The 17,272-nt window shown below is 69.4% G+C and carries 19 protein-coding genes; 3 read left to right on the top strand and 16 right to left on the bottom strand.

Going from position 1 to position 17,272, the window contains the following annotated elements:
* The first annotated feature begins 8 nt into the window (after positions 1–8).
* Positions 9–764: an ABC transporter permease gene (locus QT196_RS27430; RefSeq protein WP_211117434.1), complete on the top strand. Its 756-nt coding sequence runs from the start codon at positions 9–11 to the stop codon at positions 762–764.
* A gap of 10 nt (positions 765–774) precedes the next feature.
* Positions 775–1,347, top strand: coding sequence for a cob(I)yrinic acid a,c-diamide adenosyltransferase (locus QT196_RS27425; RefSeq protein WP_168481394.1), 573 nt, complete (start codon positions 775–777; stop codon positions 1,345–1,347).
* A 15-nt stretch (positions 1,348–1,362) separates the two neighbouring features.
* On the opposite strand, the gene QT196_RS27420 is transcribed toward QT196_RS27425, so the two are convergent.
* Positions 1,363–1,944 carry a hypothetical protein gene (locus QT196_RS27420; RefSeq protein WP_168481393.1) on the bottom strand — a complete coding sequence of 194 codons (582 nt, stop codon included), beginning with the start codon at positions 1,942–1,944 and terminating at the stop codon, positions 1,363–1,365.
* Between the two features lie 284 nt (positions 1,945–2,228).
* Here QT196_RS27420 and QT196_RS27415 point away from each other — a divergent pair, with 284 nt between their 5' ends.
* Entirely contained in the window at positions 2,229–2,918 is a 690-nt protein-coding gene (locus tag QT196_RS27415) for a response regulator transcription factor (RefSeq protein ID WP_266733444.1), read from the top strand.
* 279 nt (positions 2,919–3,197) lie between these two features.
* Here QT196_RS27415 and QT196_RS27410 read toward each other — a convergent pair whose 3' ends face one another.
* The 15 genes from QT196_RS27410 to prmC all read right to left on the bottom strand — a co-directional run bounded on the left by QT196_RS27410 (position 3,198) and on the right by prmC (position 17,267).
* Entirely contained in the window at positions 3,198–3,641 is a 444-nt protein-coding gene (locus QT196_RS27410; protein WP_085922936.1) for a DUF2550 domain-containing protein, read from the bottom strand.
* 148 nt (positions 3,642–3,789) lie between these two features.
* Entirely contained in the window at positions 3,790–4,173 is a 384-nt protein-coding gene (locus QT196_RS27405) for a F0F1 ATP synthase subunit epsilon (RefSeq protein WP_085922935.1), read from the bottom strand.
* Between the two features lie 108 nt (positions 4,174–4,281).
* Positions 4,282–5,724, bottom strand: coding sequence for a F0F1 ATP synthase subunit beta (atpD, locus tag QT196_RS27400; protein WP_168481392.1), 1,443 nt, complete (start codon positions 5,722–5,724; stop codon positions 4,282–4,284).
* A complete protein-coding gene (locus QT196_RS27395; protein ID WP_168481391.1) occupies positions 5,724–6,647 on the bottom strand; it encodes a F0F1 ATP synthase subunit gamma in 924 nt (307 codons plus the stop codon). Before QT196_RS27395 ends, atpD begins: the two co-directional genes overlap by 1 nt.
* Before the next feature lie 20 nt (positions 6,648–6,667).
* Positions 6,668–8,260: a F0F1 ATP synthase subunit alpha gene (gene atpA, locus QT196_RS27390; protein ID WP_168481390.1), complete on the bottom strand. Its 1,593-nt coding sequence runs from the start codon at positions 8,258–8,260 to the stop codon at positions 6,668–6,670.
* Positions 8,261–8,474: 214 nt separating this feature from the next.
* Positions 8,475–9,290, bottom strand: coding sequence for a F0F1 ATP synthase subunit delta (locus QT196_RS27385; protein WP_168481389.1), 816 nt, complete (start codon positions 9,288–9,290; stop codon positions 8,475–8,477).
* A complete protein-coding gene (locus QT196_RS27380; RefSeq protein WP_290355884.1) occupies positions 9,287–9,853 on the bottom strand; it encodes a F0F1 ATP synthase subunit B in 567 nt (188 codons plus the stop codon). Before QT196_RS27380 ends, QT196_RS27385 begins: the two co-directional genes overlap by 4 nt.
* 39 nt (positions 9,854–9,892) lie before the next feature.
* Positions 9,893–10,141, bottom strand: a complete 249-nt coding sequence (gene atpE / locus QT196_RS27375) for an ATP synthase F0 subunit C (protein ID WP_266733451.1) — start codon at positions 10,139–10,141, stop codon at positions 9,893–9,895.
* A 76-nt stretch (positions 10,142–10,217) separates the two neighbouring features.
* Positions 10,218–11,012 carry a F0F1 ATP synthase subunit A gene (gene atpB, locus QT196_RS27370; RefSeq protein ID WP_266734395.1) on the bottom strand — a complete coding sequence of 265 codons (795 nt, stop codon included), beginning with the start codon at positions 11,010–11,012 and terminating at the stop codon, positions 10,218–10,220.
* A gap of 279 nt (positions 11,013–11,291) precedes the next feature.
* On the bottom strand, positions 11,292–11,729 hold the full coding sequence (locus tag QT196_RS27365) for a hypothetical protein (protein ID WP_290355883.1): 438 nt from the start codon (positions 11,727–11,729) through the stop codon (positions 11,292–11,294).
* 289 nt (positions 11,730–12,018) lie between these two features.
* Positions 12,019–13,374 carry an MraY family glycosyltransferase gene (locus QT196_RS27360; RefSeq protein ID WP_290355882.1) on the bottom strand — a complete coding sequence of 452 codons (1,356 nt, stop codon included), beginning with the start codon at positions 13,372–13,374 and terminating at the stop codon, positions 12,019–12,021.
* Between the two features lie 99 nt (positions 13,375–13,473).
* Positions 13,474–14,862 carry a serine hydroxymethyltransferase gene (gene glyA / locus QT196_RS27355; protein ID WP_290355881.1) on the bottom strand — a complete coding sequence of 463 codons (1,389 nt, stop codon included), beginning with the start codon at positions 14,860–14,862 and terminating at the stop codon, positions 13,474–13,476.
* Positions 14,863–15,038: 176 nt separating this feature from the next.
* On the bottom strand, positions 15,039–15,713 hold the full coding sequence (locus tag QT196_RS27350; RefSeq protein ID WP_211117431.1) for a protein-tyrosine-phosphatase: 675 nt from the start codon (positions 15,711–15,713) through the stop codon (positions 15,039–15,041).
* On the bottom strand, positions 15,713–16,360 hold the full coding sequence (locus tag QT196_RS27345; protein WP_085922926.1) for an L-threonylcarbamoyladenylate synthase: 648 nt from the start codon (positions 16,358–16,360) through the stop codon (positions 15,713–15,715). Before QT196_RS27345 ends, QT196_RS27350 begins: the two co-directional genes overlap by 1 nt.
* Positions 16,361–16,421: 61 nt before the next feature.
* The gene (gene prmC, locus QT196_RS27340) at positions 16,422–17,267 is read right to left on the bottom strand and encodes a peptide chain release factor N(5)-glutamine methyltransferase (RefSeq protein WP_085922925.1); all 846 of its coding nucleotides are present in this window, start codon (positions 17,265–17,267) and stop codon (positions 16,422–16,424) included.
* Positions 17,268–17,272: the final 5 nt, after the last annotated feature.

Below are 17,272 nucleotides of genomic sequence, written 5' to 3'. Positions count from 1 at the left end.
AGCTCTCCTTGTCCGCCCTGCTTTCCGACACCGCGCTGGTCTTCGGGCGGTACGCCCGCCAGACGCTGCGCTCCAGACTCCAGATGCTCTTCGGTGTGCTGATGCCGCTGCTGTATCTGCTCTTCTTCGGGCCGCTGCTCACCGGGCTGCCACTGTCCGCGTCCGGCAGCTCCTGGCAGGTACTGGTGCCCGGACTCCTGCTCCAACTCGCCCTGTTCGGGGCCTCGTTCTGCGGTTTCGGCATCATCGTCGAGAAGCAGTACGGGGTCGTGGAGCGGATGCGGGTGACCCCGGTGAGCCGGCTGGCGCTGCTGCTGGGGCGGGTGCTGCGGGACGCCCTGCTGTTCGTCTTCCAGGCGGTACTGCTGGTGCTGGCCGCGCTGGCCATGGGGCTGCGCGCACCCCTGCCCGGCATCCTCATCGGCTTCGCGTTCGTCGCCGTGCTGACCGTGGCGCTGGCCTCGCTGTCGTACACGCTGGCGCTGAAGGTGAACAGCCCGCAGGAGTTCGGGCCGGTCATCAACTCCGTCACCATGCCCTCGATGCTGCTGTCCGGGCTGATGCTGCCGATGGCCCTGGGGCCCACGTGGCTCGATGTGCTCTCGCACTTCATGCCGTTCCGCTATCTCGTGGACGCGGTGCGGGCGGCCTTCGTCGGCTCCTACGATTCCCCGGCCCTGCTCCACGGCGTGCTGGTCGCGGTCGCGTTCGCCGCGCTGTCCGTGACCTATGGCACCCGGGCCTTCCGCAGGTCCGCGGCGTAGGCTCGCCCACATGGTGAATCTGACGCGCATCTACACCCGCACCGGCGACAAGGGCACCACCGCCCTCGGCGACATGAGCCGTACCGCCAAGACCGATTCGCGGATCTCGGCGTATGCGGACGCCAACGAGGCCAACGCGGCGATCGGCGTGGCCCTGGCGCTCGGCTCGCTCCCCGAGGACGTCGCCGCGGTGCTGCTGCGGGTGCAGAACGACCTGTTCGATGTCGGCGCGGACCTGTCGACGCCGGTGGTGGAGAACCCGGAATTCCCGCCGCTGCGCGTCGAGCAGAGCTATATCGACAAGCTGGAGGCCGACTGCGACCGCTTCCTGGCGGAGCTGGAGAAGCTGCGCAGCTTCATCCTCCCGGGCGGCACGGCCGGCGCCGCGCTGCTGCACCAGGCGTGCACGGTCGTCCGCCGTGCCGAGCGCTCGACCTGGGCGGCCTTCGAGGAGCACGGCGAGACGATGAACCCGCTCACCGCCACCTACCTCAACCGCCTCTCCGACCTCCTGTTCATCCTGGCCCGTACGGCCAACAAGGAGGTCGGGGACGTGCTGTGGGTACCGGGCGGGGAGCGCTGACCCGGGGCTCGCCCCCTAGCTCAGCGTCTTCTGCGGCGGCCGGGCCGCTTCCTCGTCGGCCGTGGTCCGGCCCGGGTCCTTCTTCTGCCAGATGAGGTAGGTCAGCGCGATCACACCGTGGACGGCGACGATCCGCAGGGTGGTGAGCTGCCACTCGTGCAGCGACCGGGTGTCGCCGCCGTCACCGACGTACCAGACCGCGATCTGGAGCAGCGCCGCGGCGACCGCGGCCATCACCACCGTGCGCACCCACAGCTTCCCCTCGTGCTTGGCACGGGCGAGTCCATAACGCTTGACCGGCCGCGGCCCGCCCGCGAAGCGGTGCGCGAAGTGTCCGTCGACCCACTTGATCGTGTAGTGGCCGTAGGCGACCGTGAAGCCGATATAGACGGCGGCCAGCCCGTGTTTCCAGTCCGCGGGCGCGCCGTTCTTCAGGTCGACCGCCGTGACGATCAGCAGGACCAGCTCCAGCAGCGGCTCCATCAGCAGCACCACCGCTCCGGTGCGCGGCATCCGTGCCAGGTAGCGCAGCGCCAGACCGAGCGCCAGCAGTACCCAGAAGCCGACCTCGCAGGCCACGATCAGCACGACGATCACGGCTGTCTCCTTTCCGAACCCTCCATCGAACGTCTCCAGCCTCCCAACGGCCCCCGGCCGCCACCTCGTCACACGCGATGATCCGGGGCTGCAACTTTCGATGTAGCGCGCTCCGTACGGGGATGACCCGGACGTGGCGGCGGCGGGCCGCGGCGCCGTGTTGGATGGTGGGTGACCGCCCCCTCGGCGACCCGGGAGAACCGCATGCAGGGTCTGGCCGAAAGACGCCGTCCGACCGGGCTCACGGGGGCGGCCCGGTCCGATCTGGGGGAGGAAACACGACGATGACAGGCGCCGACACACCGCCGATCCGGGTTCTCGTCGCCGAGGACCAGTCCTCCGTACGGGCCGGACTGGTCCTCATCCTGCGTTCCGCCCCCGACATCGAGGTCGTCGGCGAGGCGGAGGACGGCGTCGAGGCGGTACGGCTCGCCCGCGAGCTGCGCCCCGCTCTCGTCCTCATGGACATCCAGATGCCCCGCCTCGACGGGGTCTCCGCCACCCGGCAGGTGGTCGCCGAGCGGCTGGCGGATGTCCTCGTACTGACCACCTTCGACCTGGACGAATACGTCTTCGGCGCACTGCGGGCGGGGGCCGCGGGCTTCCTGCTCAAGGACAGCGACGCGGCCGCGCTGCTCACCGCCGTGCGCACCGTGGCGTCCGGCGAGGGGCTGATCGCCCCGGCGGTGACCCGGCGGCTGATCGCGGAGTTCGCGAACCCGCGGACGGCGGGGCGGCCGGCGCGCCAGGGCCCCGCGCCGGACCGGGCGGTCCTGGACGCGCTGACCCCGCGCGAGCTGGAGGTGCTGGGCTGTCTGGGCCGGGGGCTGTCGAACGCCGATACCGCGCTGCGGCTGGCGATGGCGGAAGCCACCGTGAAGACCCATGTCAGCCGGCTGCTGGCGAAGCTGGATCTGCGCAGCCGGGTGCAAGCGGCCGTACTGGCACAGGAGTTGGGAGTGGACGGGCCGTAGGGGGTGGGGGCGGCCCGTCGGAGCGGCCGCACGTAGGGGCGGGCTGGAGGGCGGCGGCACGCAGGAGCAGCCACACGTAGGGGCCGGCCGAACGCATCCCGTAGGGGGTGCGGGCCCCCCTTGCGGGCCGCAACGCAGCAACGGCAGACGGAATTCCCGTAGCGCCTCAGCGACGGCCGTTTCAGGCCGGCATCAGGCAGCCACGTTCCAGTTTCAGGCCACGTTCACCCTCCCCCAGACTTCGTCCGGGGGGACCCCCATCCAACGAGACCGCCCAGCTCAGGCCACATTGACTCGTTGGCCGGGCGGTGCCGCCTCCAGCCAGGCGAGGAAGCCGGTGAGCGCGTCCTCGCTCATCGCCAGTTCCAGGCGGGTGCCACGGTGCCGGCAGGCCAGTACGAGGGAGTCGGAGAGCAGCGCCAGCTCCTCCTCGCCCTGGGGAGTGCGGCGCTCCAGGACCTCGATGGCGGAGCGCTCCAGGAGGTGGCGGGGACGGGGCGCGTACGAGAAGACCCGGAACCACTCGACCCGGTCGCCGTTGTAGCGCGCCACACCGTAGATCCAGCCCTTGCCGCCGGTCTCGTGCTCCGGGACGTTCCAGCGCAGGCTGCAATCGAAGGTGCCACCGGAGCGCTGGATGAGCCGTCGCCGCAGTCCGAAGACGAACAGCCCCAGCAGTACCAGCACCACGACGATGCCGCTCACAAGCAGAGCGAGGAACATCTCGACCGACCTCCTCGCCTCGAAGGGTGTCCCCCCGCGCCGTGAGGGCGCGAGGGAGGGAAACGCACCTGCATTGCCTCAGCCGCGGGCCGCTCCGGAGGTTTCCGGGCAGCCCGCGGCTGAGGATCGATCTCTTCGGCGGCGGGGCTCAGTGAACGCCCGTCACCGAACGCAGCCGGACATCGGCGCGACGCTCGGCGGCCGCGTCAGCGTCCGACTTCGCTCGCTCCAGGGCCCGCTCCGCGCGTTGGACATCGATCTCGTCCGACAGTTCCGCGATCTCCGCGAGCAGAGACAGCTTGTTGTCGGCGAAGGAGATGAAACCGCCGTGCACCGCGGCGACGACGGTGCCGTCCCCGCTCTCGCCGGTCGTACGAATCGTCACCGGGCCCGACTGCAGCACGCCGAGCAGCGGCTGATGTCCGGGCATGACGCCGATGTCGCCCGACGAGGTGCGCGCGACGACCAGGCTGGCCTCGCCGGACCAGACCTGACGGTCCGCGGCGACCAACTCGACGTGCAGCTCAGCCACGATGGCTCCTCGGGTCTCCACCTGCCTGGTTTGGCAGATGTTGGGTCAAATACTAGTGGTCGTACGGGCCGGGGGCGGCCAGGGCCGCCCCCGGGACCGGTGCCGGGGTCAGGAGACGCCCAGCTCCTTGGCATTGGCCTTCAGGTCCTCGATGCCACCGCACATGAAGAACGCCTGCTCGGGGAAGTGGTCGTAGTCGCCGTCCGCGATCGCGTTGAACGCGGTGATCGACTCGTCCAGCGAGACGTCCGAGCCGTCGACACCGGTGAACTGCTTCGCCACGTGGGTGTTCTGCGACAGGAACCGCTCGATACGACGGGCGCGGTGGACGGTGAGCTTGTCCTCCTCGCCGAGCTCGTCGATACCCAGAATCGCGATGATGTCCTGGAGATCCTTGTACTTCTGGAGGATCGTCTTGACCCGCGACGCGCAGTCGTAGTGCTCCTGCGTGATGTAGCGGGGGTCCAGGATCCGGGACGTCGAGTCCAGCGGGTCGACCGCCGGGTAGATGCCCTTCTCCGAGATCGGACGCGACAGAACGGTCGTCGCGTCCAGGTGGGCGAAGGTGGTGGCCGGCGCCGGGTCGGTCAGGTCGTCCGCGGGGACGTAGATCGCCTGCATCGAGGTGATCGAGTGACCACGGGTCGAGGTGATGCGCTCCTGGAGGAGACCCATCTCGTCGGCCAGGTTCGGCTGGTAACCCACCGCGGAGGGCATCCGGCCGAGCAGGGTCGACACCTCGGAACCCGCCTGGGTGTACCGGAAGATGTTGTCGATGAAGAACAGCACGTCCTGCTTCTGCACATCGCGGAAGTACTCCGCCATGGTCAGACCGGCCAGGGCGACGCGGAGACGGGTGCCCGGGGGCTCGTCCATCTGACCGAAGACCAGCGCGGTCTTGTCGATGACGCCGGACTCCGTCATTTCCTCGATGAGGTCGTTGCCCTCACGGGTGCGCTCGCCGACACCGGCGAACACCGACACACCGTCGTGGTTGTTGGCCACGCGGTAGATCATTTCCTGGATCAGGACGGTCTTGCCGACACCGGCACCACCGAACAGACCGATCTTTCCACCCTTGACGTACGGGGTGAGCAGGTCGATGACCTTGACGCCGGTCTCGAACATCTCGGTCTTGGACTCGAGCTGGTCGAAGGCCGGAGCCTTGCGGTGGATGGGCCAGCGCTCGGTGACCTCAACCGTGGACGGGTCCACGTTCAGGATCTCGCCGAGGGTGTTGAACACCTTGCCCTTGGTGACATCGCCGACCGGGACGGTGATCCCGGCGCCGGTGTCGGTCACCGCGGCCTGGCGGACCAGACCGTCGGTGGGCTGCATCGAGATCGCACGGACCAGGCCCTCGCCCAGGTGCTGGGCAACCTCGAGGGTCAGGATCTTCTTGGCCCCGGCCTCGGCCGGGTCCGCGATCTCGACAGTCAGCGCGTTGTAGATCTCCGGCATCGCGTCGACGGGGAACTCCACGTCGACGACCGGGCCGATGACCCGGGCGACGCGGCCCGTGGCGGCGGCCGTCTCAACAGTGGTCGTCATTACTTGTCACTCCCCGCGGTCGCGTCGGCCAGAGCACTGGCACCACCGACGATCTCGCTGATTTCCTGGGTGATTTCGGCCTGTCGGGCCGCGTTGGCAAGCCGCGAGAGCGACTTGATGAGGTCTTCCGCGTTGTCGGTCGCCGACTTCATCGCACGCCGCGTGGCGGCGTGCTTGGAGGCGGCGGCCTGCAGAAGCGCGTTGTAGATCCGCGACTCGACGTACCGCGGAAGCAGGGCGTCGAGGACGTCCTCGGCCGACGGCTCGAAGTCGAACAGCGGAAGGATCTCGCCAGCCTGCGCCGACTCGTCCGACTCCGCCGCCTTGTCGAGGCTCAGCGGCAGCAGCCGGTCGTCGAGCGCCGTCTGCGTCATCATCGAGATGAACTCGGTGAAGACGATGTGGAGTTCGTCCACGCCGCCCTCGGCCGTGTCCCGCTGAACGGTCTCGATCAGCGGAGCCGCGATCGCCTTGGCGTCCGCGTACGTCGGGCTGTCGGTGAAACCGGTCCACGACTCCACGACCTTGCGCTCGCGGAAGCCGTAGTACGACACACCCTTGCGCCCGACGATGTAGGCGTCGACCTCCTTGCCCTCGGCCTTGAGCCGCTCGGTGAGCTGCTCGCCGGCCTTGAGGACGTTGGAGGAGTAGCCGCCGGCCAGACCGCGGTCGCTCGTGATGAGCAGCAGCGCGGCCCGCGAGGGCTGCTCCGCCTCCGTCGTCAGCGGGTGCTGGGTGTTCGAGCCCGTGGCAACCGCTGTCACCGCGCGGGTCAGTTCACTCGCGTACGGCGTCGACGCCGCCACCTGGCGCTGCGCCTTGACGACGCGCGAGGCGGCGATCATCTCCATCGCCTTGGTGATCTTCTTGGTCGCGGTGACGGAGCGGATGCGACGCTTGTAGACCCGGAGCTTGGCTCCCATGGATCAGGTCCCTTCCGTCGTCACTTGCTGGTGCCGGCCGGGGCGTCCTCGCCGAGCAGCTTGCCGTCCGAGGTCTCGAACTGCTGCTTGAAGCCGTCGACGGCCTCGGCGATCGCACCGATGGTGTCGTCGGACATCTTGCCGCCCTCGCGGATGCTGGTCAGCAGGTCCTTCTTCTCCAGGTGGAGGTGGTCCAGGAGCTCCCGCTCGAAGCGGCGGATGTCCTCGACCGGGACGTTGTCCATCTTGCCGTTGGTGCCGGCCCAGACGGAGATGACCTGGTCCTCGGTGGAGTACGGGGCGTACTGAGCCTGCTTGAGCAGCTCGGTCATCCGCTTACCGCGCTCCAGCTGCTGCTTGGAGGCCGCGTCCAGGTCGGAACCGAAGGCGGCGAACGCCTCCAGCTCGCGGTACTGGGCGAGGTCCACGCGGAGCCGGCCGGAGACCTGCTTCATGGCCTTGTGCTGGGCGGAGCCACCGACGCGGGAGACGGAGATACCCACGTTCAGCGCCGGGCGCTGGCCCGCGTTGAAGAGGTCCGACTCCAGGAAGCACTGGCCGTCGGTGATGGAGATGACGTTGGTCGGAATGAACGCCGACACGTCGTTCGCCTTGGTCTCGACGATCGGGAGGCCGGTCATCGAGCCGGCGCCCATCTCGTCGGAGAGCTTGGCGCAGCGCTCCAGCAGACGCGAGTGCAGGTAGAAGACGTCGCCCGGGTAGGCCTCACGGCCCGGCGGACGGCGCAGCAGCAGGGACACGGCGCGGTAGGCGTCGGCCTGCTTCGAAAGGTCATCGAAGATGATCAGGACGTGCTTGCCCTGGTACATCCAGTGCTGGCCGATGGCCGAGCCGGTGTAGGGCGCGAGGTACTTGAAGCCCGCCGGGTCGGACGCCGGGGCGGCGACGATGGTGGTGTACTCCAGGGCGCCTGCCTCCTCCAGCGCACCGCGCACGGACGCGATGGTGGAGCCCTTCTGGCCGATGGCGACGTAGATGCAGCGGACCTGCTTCTTCGGGTCGCCGGTGCGCCAGTTGTCGCGCTGGTTGATGATCGTGTCGACGGCCAGGGCGGTCTTGCCGGTCTGGCGGTCACCGATGATCAGCTGACGCTGGCCACGGCCGATCGGCACCATCGAGTCGACGGCCTTGTAGCCGGTCTCCATGGGCTCGTGGACCGACTTACGGATCATGACGCCCGGGGCCTGAAGCTCCAGGGCGCGGCGGCCCTCGGACTCGATCTCGCCGAGGCCGTCGATCGGGTTGCCCAGCGGGTCGACGACGCGGCCGAGGTAGCCCTCGCCCACGGCGACCGAGAGCACCTCACCGGTGCGCTGCACCGGCTGGCCCTCCTCGATGCCGCTGAACTCACCGAGGACCACCGCACCGATCTCGCGCTCTTCCAGGTTCAGCGCAAGACCGAGCGTGCCGTCCTCGAACTTCAGCAGCTCGTTCGCCATCGCCGAGGGAAGGCCCTCGACCTTCGCGATGCCGTCTCCGGCCTCGCTTACCGTGCCGACCTCCTCGCGCGAGGCCGCGTCCGGCTTGTACGCCTGGACGAAGTTCTCCAGCGCGTCCCGGATCTCCTCCGGCCGGATCGTGAGCTCCGCCATCTGGGTTCCCTGCTCTCCTTGTTGGGCCCGAAGTTACTTGCGGGTGTCCGGGGGGCTGTCCCCCGGGGGGTTTCCGCTTACGGCCCAACTCGGGCCGCCGTCATGCTTGTGCTGGTCCCCGGGGCTTCTTCCGGACCGCAGCCGGACCTCGTGGTCCGGCCGGCTGGTCCGGCGTCTGGCCGCCGGTTGTGCAGCTCTTGAGTTGGTGGCTGGGTCAGCCGGCCATCCGCCGGCCCGCCTCGTCGAGGCGCTCCGCGATGGTCCCGTTGATGACCTCGTCGCCGATCCGGACCTGGACTCCGCCGAGGACCTCGGGGTCCACGTCGAGGTTCAGGTGGACCTGCCGTCCGTACAGCTGCGCCAGGGAAGCGCCCAGGCGCTGCCGCTGCCCTTCACTGAGGGGCACCGCGGAGGTGACCACCGCGACCATGCGGTCCCGGCGGCTCGCCGCCAGCTTGGAGAGGGCGTCGAGCCCCGCTTCCAGGCTACGGCCCCGCGGCTGTACGACAAGACGGATCACGATGCGCTCGGTGACCGGGTTGGCCCGGCCGCCCAGCAGCGCATTCAGCAGCTCCGTCTTGGCCGCGACCGTCGCGTTCCGGTCGGTCAGCGCACCGCGCAGCTCGCTGTTGGAGCTGACGATCCGGCCGAACCGGAAGAGCTCGTCCTCGACGTCGTCGAGCTGGCCGGCCCGCTGCGCGGCGACCAGGTCGGCGCTGTAGGCCAGCTCCTCGAGCGCGTGGGTCAGGTCACGCGAACCCGACCAGCGGGCACGGACCATGCCGGACACCAGGTCGGCGGTCGGGCCGCCCACCTTGCCGCCCAGCAGTCGTCCGGCCAGTTCGGCGCGCGCCTCGGCGGCCTGCGCCGGGTCGGTCAGGACCCGACGCAGCGACACCTCGCGGTCGAGCAGAGCGGTGACGGCAGCCAGCTCCTCGGCGAGCTTCGCGGCGTCGACGGACGTGTTGTCCGCCAGCGCGTTGAACTGCTCACGTGCGGAGGCGAGTGCCTCGCGGCTCGCTCCGTTCATCGTCCGGCCTCAGCCTTCGTCGCGTCCGACGCCGCCTTGGCCTCGACGTCGTCGAGGAAGCGGTCGATGGTCCGGCTCTGCCGGGCGTGGTCCTCGAGGGACTCCCCGACGAGCTTGCCGGCCAGGTCGACGGCGAGCTTGCCCACGTCCTGGCGCAGCGCCTGCGCGGCCTGCTTCCGGTCCGCCTCGATCTGGGCGTGACCGGCAGCGATAATCTCCTCACGCTGCCGCTGGCCCTCGGCGCGCATCTCAGCGATGAGCGTCGCGCCCTGCTCCTGCGCCTCCTGGCGCAGACGCGCGGCCTCGTGGCGGGCGTCGGCGAGCTGTGCTCGGTAGTCCGCGAGCACCTGCTGAGCCTCGGCCTGAATCGCCTCGGCGTCCTCCATCCGGCCTTCGATCAGCTTCCTGCGCTCGTCCAGAACCTTGTTGATGTTCGGGAGGAGCTTCTTGGCCAGGAAGCCGAAGACGATGAAGAAAGCGACCAGGCCGATGACCAGCTCTGGAATCGGCGGGATCAGGGGGTTCTCAGGAACCTCCGCCGCCATGTTCACCAGGGCGTTCACATCAGTGCCTTCCGTCTGTCAGGGGTTTGCAGCGGTCCGTCAGGCCCTGAAGAGGAAGCCCATGACGATGCCGATCAGGGCGAGCGCCTCACAGAAGGCGAAACCCATGATCTGGTTGGTGCGGATCAGGCCGGCAGCCTCGGGCTGACGGGCAAGAGCCTGGGTGCCGTTACCGAAGATGATGCCGACGCCGACGCCGGGGCCGATCGCGGCGAGGCCGTAACCGATCGAGCCGAGGTTGCCGGTGACGCCGGCGGCGAGGTTGACAGTCTCGAGAGCAGCGGACATGCCGTTACTTCCTTCTCTTTCACGGACCGGTGGGGGTTGGCCACCGGGCGTCTGTAGGGGCTGGGAAAGCGGGGGCTCAGTGGTGCTCGGCGAGCGCGCCCTGGATGTAGTTCGCGGTCAGGAGCACGAAGACGTACGCCTGCACGGCCTGGATGAACAGCTCGAACGCCGTCAGAAGGACGGTCATCACGAACGAGGCGCCGGCGTAGACGATGCCGATGCCGTTCAGCAGGTACCAGGTGCCGATGGTGAACATCAGCAGCAGGAGGTGACCGGCGAACATGTTCGCGAAGAGTCGAACCGCGTGGGTGAAGGGGCGGATGATCAGGTGCTGGAGCAGCTCGAGCAGCATGATCAGCGGCAGAATCCAGCCGAGCGACTTGTCGTAGCCGCTCAGGTTCTTCAGCGCGCCAACGAAGCCCTGCTTCTTGAACGTCAGGAACATCCAGGTGATGTAGACGATCGCGGCGAGACCGGCGGGGAACGCGATGATCGACGTCACCGGGAACTGGGCGATCGGGATGATCGACCACAGGTTCATGATCCAGACGAAGAAGAACAGCGAGACCATGAAGGGGACGTACTTCTCGCCCTCCTTCTTCCCGAGGGCGTCATAGACGATCCCGCGGCGCACAAAGTCGTAGCCCGCTTCGCCGATCATCTGCAGCTTGCCCGGGACCACCTTGGCCTTGCCGAACGCCGCCCAGAAGAACCACACGACCACGACGGTGCTGAGCACTGCCAGCAGCATGATCTTGTTGAACTCGAAGCCGTTGATGGTGAACAGCGGCTGGAAGACGAACGAATGAAGCCCGGGAGCAGGGAAGCCGCACCCGGAAAAGATGTGGCAGTCGGTCTCGAAGGCGAGCATCGTTTCAGCACTCACCGCGAGCTCCTTCAGCGTGGCGCATGGGTACGGCAACCTCGTTGTGTCGGCGCGGCGTTGAGCCACGGAGCGGCACTGGACTGGTCTTACGGATTAGGGGGCGGCTGGCGGGCGCTGGGCCCGGCCACATCACAGGCATTGGCCGCGAGAACTGCCCGTTCCATCGAGTGGAACCCGGGAGCTCAGCCGCCTGCGCCAACTGTGCCGCAGTTGGAACCGGACGATAGCAGGCCCGCAAGAGGGCATTTATCTCGGCCCTACGTGTCACGTCGGCGACCCCGCCGTCTCCGCCTTCTTCGTCCCGGCGGAGTCGGGTTCCACGTACAGAATCTTCGCCTTCATATGACCGCGGGTCTGTGCCGCGATCCACACGAGGGTGGCGCCGAGCAAGGTGAACGCAAAAGCCTTGGTATCGAAGAGCGTGGTGTCCTTGAACGCGATCAGGAAGACCGCCACGAACAGGATCTGCACGGTGTACAGCAGCAGGCCCATCATCTGGAACAGCTGCGGGTGGTTCTTCGCGGTCTTTTGCAGGACGACGAGGCCGGCCCCCATCACGAGCAGCACCAGCGCGGTGCCGATGACGGCGCCGAGCACTCCCGGCACACCTGCGACCGCGCCGCTCACGGCAACGGCGACAGCGCCGATGGCGAGGGTGGGCACAACGGCGTGAAGGAGTAGTCGGGCGTCATTCGACTGCATGGCGGCGCTCCGGCAAAAGATGTGGGGTGTGTCGTCATGGACGAGCGTAGACCCGGCCTGAGGCGGAACCTGCGGCCCAAGGGCAGTCGCACTTCGGCCCTTCGGCTCTATCGCCGGGTTTCGTGAACGGTATCACAAACTATTTGATGAGGTCTTTACCTGGTTCGTGTGGACCCTGTCACACCTGAGCGTGAACGTGCGCGTTGGTGCACTGACGGGACGCTTTATGTCTGGTATGGAGTCAACCGTCCCGATTCCTGAGGCACGTTCGGGCGATCGAACCTGTGGATCAGCGGTGACTGTCCGCCTTCCGGCGGCCCACGAAGCGTGAGCGGTCCCCGATGGCGGTGGCTCCGTGGAGGCCCGCCGGGACCGGCTCCCGCTCCTCCTCCGGCTCGGCGCTCTCGTCGTCGTCCGGGCCCACACCGGTCGCGTCCGTCGTCGCGGCCGGCGCCGTCGCGGGGGCGAGCCGGCGGTAGCGCGGCGGCACCATCCACTCCGCCCAGAGCGGCGCCCGCGGCGTGAAGCGCGGCAGCAGGAGCAGCACCAGACCCACCGCGCTCAGCAGCACGATGCCCAGCACGATCCACATGCTCGCGTTGTTCGCGGAGTAGGCGACCGCGCCGAAGGCGATCAGCGCCGACCAGAAGTACATGATCAGCACGGCCCGGCTGTGCGAGTGCCCGATCTCCAGCAGCCGGTGGTGCAGATGGCCGCGGTCGGCGGCGAACGGCGACTGGCCCTGCCACGTACGCCGCACGATCGCCAGGATCAGGTCGGCGACCGGCACCGCGATGATCGTCAGCGGCAGCAGCAGCGGGATGTAGACCGGCACCATCGCGTGGGTCGCCTCACGCAGACCGCCCGCCTTGACGTTGAGCAGGTCCGGGTCGACCTGGCCGGTCACCGAGACCGCACCCGCGGCCATGACCAGGCCGATCAGCATCGATCCTGAGTCGCCCATGAAGATCCGCGCCGGGTGCATGTTGTGCGGCAGGAAGCCGAGGCACATGCCCATGAGAACGACCGAGAACAGCGTTGCGGGCGCGGCCGCCTCGATGCCGTAGCCGAACCACATCCGGTACGCGTACATGAAGAACGCCGCGGCGGCGATGCACACCATGCCGGAGGCGAGACCGTCCAGGCCGTCCACGAAGTTCACCGCGTTGATGGTGATCACGACGAGGGCGACGGTCAGCAGGGTGCCCTGCATCGGGGTGAGGGAGACCGTGCCGACACCGGGGATCGGGATCCAGAGGATCGTCAGGCCCTGGAGGACCATCACGCCCGCGGCGATCATCTGGCCGCCGAGCTTGACCAGCGCGTCCACGCCCCACTTGTCGTCCAGGACGCCGAGGATCCAGATCAGCGCGGCGCCGGAGAGCAGCGCCCGGGGCTCGTTGGAGTTCTCGAAGACGGTCTTGAGGTTGGTCAGATGCGAGGCGACCAGCAGGCCGGCGCAGAGCCCGCCGAACATCGCGATGCCGCCGAGTCGTGGCGTCGGCTCGCGGTGCACATCACGCGCGCGGATCTCCGGCATCGCCCCGGCCGCGATGGCGAATTTCCGCACCGGGCCGGTCAGCAGGTAGGTCACCGCCGCCGTGACGCACAGCGTCAGCAGGTATTCACGCACGGGCTGCCCCATTGGTATAGCTGGCCATCACAGCCCCACACCCTATGCGTGTCCGCCCCCTGGCCGTGAATACAGGAATAGACGCCGGGCGTCAGCGGATGGTTCCCGCCGTCATCCGCGATCGGGATATGGCGGGAATCCGCGGACCAAAGCGACGGTACGGGAGCGGACCGCGCCGTCCTCCTGCAGCGCCGCCACGATCAGCTCGGCGACCGCCTTCATCTCGGTCTCGCCCATGCCCTGGGTCGTCACCGCGGCGGTGCCCAGCCGGATGCCGGTCCGGCCCGCCGCGAGAGCGCCGGGGGACTCGGCGCACGGCAGCGCGCAGGTGTCCAGCACGATACCGGCCGCGGCCAGCCGGCCCCGGGCGGTGCGCGCGTCCAGGCCCAGCGGGGCGGTATCGGCGGTGATCAGATGGGTATCGGTGCCGCCGGTGTTGATGGTCAGACCGTGTCCGGCGAGCGCCTCGGCGAGCGCGCGGGCATTGGCCGTGACCTGATGGGCATACGCGCCGAAGGCGGGCGTGGCGGCCTCCGCGAAGGCCACGGCCTTGGCGGCGACGGAGTTCATCTGGGCGCCCCCTTGGGTGAAGGGGAACACCGCGCGGTCGATCCGCTCGGCCAGCTTCGTGCCGCACAGGATCAGCCCGCCGCGCGGCCCGCGCAGCACCTTGTGTGTCGTTCCGCACACCACGTCGGCGTACGGGACGGGACTGGGTGCCGCTCCCCCGGCGATCAGCCCCAGGGGGTGCGCGACATCCGCGATCAGGTAGGCGCCGGTCTCGTCGGCGATGTCACGGAAGGCGGCGTAGTCGAGGTGCCGTGGGTAGGAGATCGAGCCGCAGACGATGGCCTTGGGCCGGCGGGCGCGGGCCAGTTCGCGGATCGCGTCGTAGTCGAGCAGGCCGGTCTCCTCGTCGACGCCGTAGCCGGCGAAGTCGAACCAGCGGCCGGAGAAGTTGGCCGGTGATCCATGGGTGAGGTGTCCGCCGTGCGGGAGGGACATGGCCAGAACGGTGTCTCCGGGGCGCAGCAGGGCGGCGTAGGCGGCCAGCACGGCCGAAGACCCGGAGTGGGCCTGGACGTTGGCGTGTTCGGCGCCGAAGAGGGCCTTGGCGCGTTCCACCGCGATCCGCTCCGCGAGGTCGACGATCTCGCAGCCGCCGTGGTGCCGTGCCCCGGGATAGCCCTCCGCGTATTTGTTGCCCAAGGGAGACCCGAGGGCGGCGAGGACGGCCGGCGAGGTGAAGTTCTCCGCGGCGATCAGCTGGAGTCCGTCGTTCTGCCGGGCGCTCTCCCCGAGCAGTACGCCGGCGATCTCCGGGTCCTGGCGCAGCAGAGCGGCGAAGTCCGGGGAGCCGGCCGGCCGGGTCCCGGCCTCACGGGCGGCCCGCGCCCGGTCCTCGACGGTCTCGTCCGGACCGGCGCCGGCAGCGGGCGCGGGGGCCGGGGAAAGGGTGTCCGGGGTCTCGCTACGGGGTGACGCGGTGGTGGCAGGCATCGCTTGCTCCGGGCCTCGTACGGGGACGTAGTCCCAATGTAGGCGCGGCAGGGCGATCAAGCGCGGTGTGCGGGCCGCTCGGGGGCCCGGAGGCCACCCCGGGGCCCGGACCGCTCGGCACGGGCTCCGGGGGCCTGTCCGGCGGGACAGCGCGCCTGGGCCCGCGGCCGGGGCGCCTAGGCGCGCGCCGGGAGCCCCGTGAGGGCGGTGACGACCGGGTCGAGCGCCTGGTTGATCTCGTCGCCGATGGAGCGGAAGAAGGTGATGGGGGCGCCGTACGGGTCGTAGACCTCGTCGGACTCCGGGTTCGGCGCCAGCAGCCAGCCGCGCAGCGCCGCGGCGGCGCCGACCAGCGAGCGGGCACGCTCGACCAGCCCGCCGTCCGGCAGGTCCGGATCGGGCTCGGGCAGCGTGGCCGGGTCTATGGCCCGCACCAGCCGGTTGAACTCCTTCAGCGTGAAGGTGCGCAGCCCCGCCGAATGGCCCATCGAGATGACCTGGGCGCGGTGGTCGCGGGTGGCGGTGAGCACCAGGTCGGCGCGGATGACGTGCTCGTCGAGCAGCTCACGGCCGAGGAAGCCGGCCGGGTCGGCGCCGTAGTCGGTGAGGACCGTGGCGGCGTGCGTCTCCATCGGGGCGCCCTCGTGGCCCCAGGTTCCGGCGCTCTCCACGAGCAGCCCGCCACTGCGGGCCGCACCGAGCCGCAGTTCCAGGGCATGGCGGTGCAGCCGCTCGGTGATCGGCGAGCGGCAGACGTTGCCGGTGCTGACGTGGAGAATCCGAAAAGGGGAGGGAGGGGGTACAGGAGTGTCGCCACCTGGTCCCGCTATGCCACGCCCCAGGGGCGCCATCAATTGGCCACCTCGAGCTCGGGTACCACCTTGCGCAGCTCTTCCGCGCTGATCGCGCCCTCGCGCAGCAGTACCGGGGTCTTGCCGGTGACATCGACGATCGAGGACGGTACGGCGGCGGGCGTGGGGCCGCCGTCCAGGTAGACAGAGACCGAGTCGCCCAGCATCTCCTGTGCGGCGTCGCAGTCCTGCGGGGACGGGTGGCCGGTGAGGTTGGCGCTGGAGACGGCCATCGGACCGAACTCGGTGAGCAGCTCGATCGCGACGGGGTGCAGCGGCATCCGTACGGCGACCGTGCCGCGGGTCTCGCCCAGGTCCCAGGTCAGCGACGGCTGGTGCTTGGCGACGAGGGTGAGCGCGCCGGGCCAGAAGGCGTCGACCAGCTCCCAGGCCTGCTCGGAGAAGTCGGTGACCAGGCCGTGCAGGGTGTTGGGGGACCCGACGAGTACCGGGGAGGGCATACCGCGGCCGCGGCCCTTGGCCTCCAGCAGGTCGCCGACGGCCTCGGCGCTGAAGGCGTCCGCGCCGATGCCGTAGACGGTGTCGGTCGGCAGCACGACCAGCTCACCGCGGCGGACGGCCGAGGCTGCCTCGCGCAGACCGGTGGTGCGGTCGGTCGCGTCGCTACAGTCGTATCGCCGTGCCATTACGGGACCTCCTCGTGCGAAACGAATACTTCGGATGCATCAGGCGCCGAAGCGAAACGCGTCATGGCGTCGCCCGGCGCGCGGTGGCGAAACGGGGCCTGTTGTTGAGGTCCGGGTGATCGGCCGCATCGGCCCAGCCCCGCTCCTCGGTGAAGATCCACGGCACCTGCCCGCCCTGGGTGTCGGCATGCTCGATGACGACCACGCCGCCGGGGCGCAGCAGACGGTGTGCGGTCCGCTCGATGCCCCGGATGGTGTCCAGGCCGTCCTGCCCCGAGAACAGCGCGAGCTCGGGGTCGTGGTCGCGGGCCTCGGGTGCGACGTACTCCCACTCGGTCAGCGGGATGTACGGCGGGTTGGAGACGACCAGGTCGACCTGCCCGTCCAGTTCGGGGAGCGCGGTCAGCGCGTCGCCCTGATGGAGAACGACGCGGGACCCCTCGACGTTCTTGCGGGCGTAGTCCAGGGCCTCGTCGGACAGCTCCACGGCGTGCACCCGCGAGCGGGGGACCTCCTGCGCCAGGGCGAGGGCGATCGCCCCCGAGCCGGTGCACAGGTCGACGATCAGCGGTTCGACGACGTCCATGGCCCGGACGGCGTCTATCGCCCAGCCGACGACCGATTCGGTCTCCGGGCGGGGCACGAACACCCCCGGCCCGACGGCCAGTTCGAGGTAGCGGAAGAACGCCCGTCCGGTGATGTGCTGGAGCGGCTCACGGGCCTCGCGGCGGGCGACGGCCTCCCAGTAACGGGCGTCGAAGTCCGCGTCCTTGACGTGGTGCAGCTCCCCCCGTTTGACGCCGTGCACGAACGCGGCGAGTTCCTCGGCGTCGAAGCGCGGCGAGGGCACACCGGCGTCGGCCAGCCGCTGGGTGGCCTGTGCCACCTCGGCGAGCAGAAGGTTCACGGGGC

Origin of the sequence: Streptomyces sp. P9-2B-2 (assembly GCF_030406865.1) — a bacterium.
Classification (GTDB): domain Bacteria; phylum Actinomycetota; class Actinomycetes; order Streptomycetales; family Streptomycetaceae; genus Streptomyces; species Streptomyces platensis.
The sequence above is the reverse complement of the archived record's forward strand: the minus strand, read 5'-3'. Positions and strand labels throughout refer to the sequence as shown.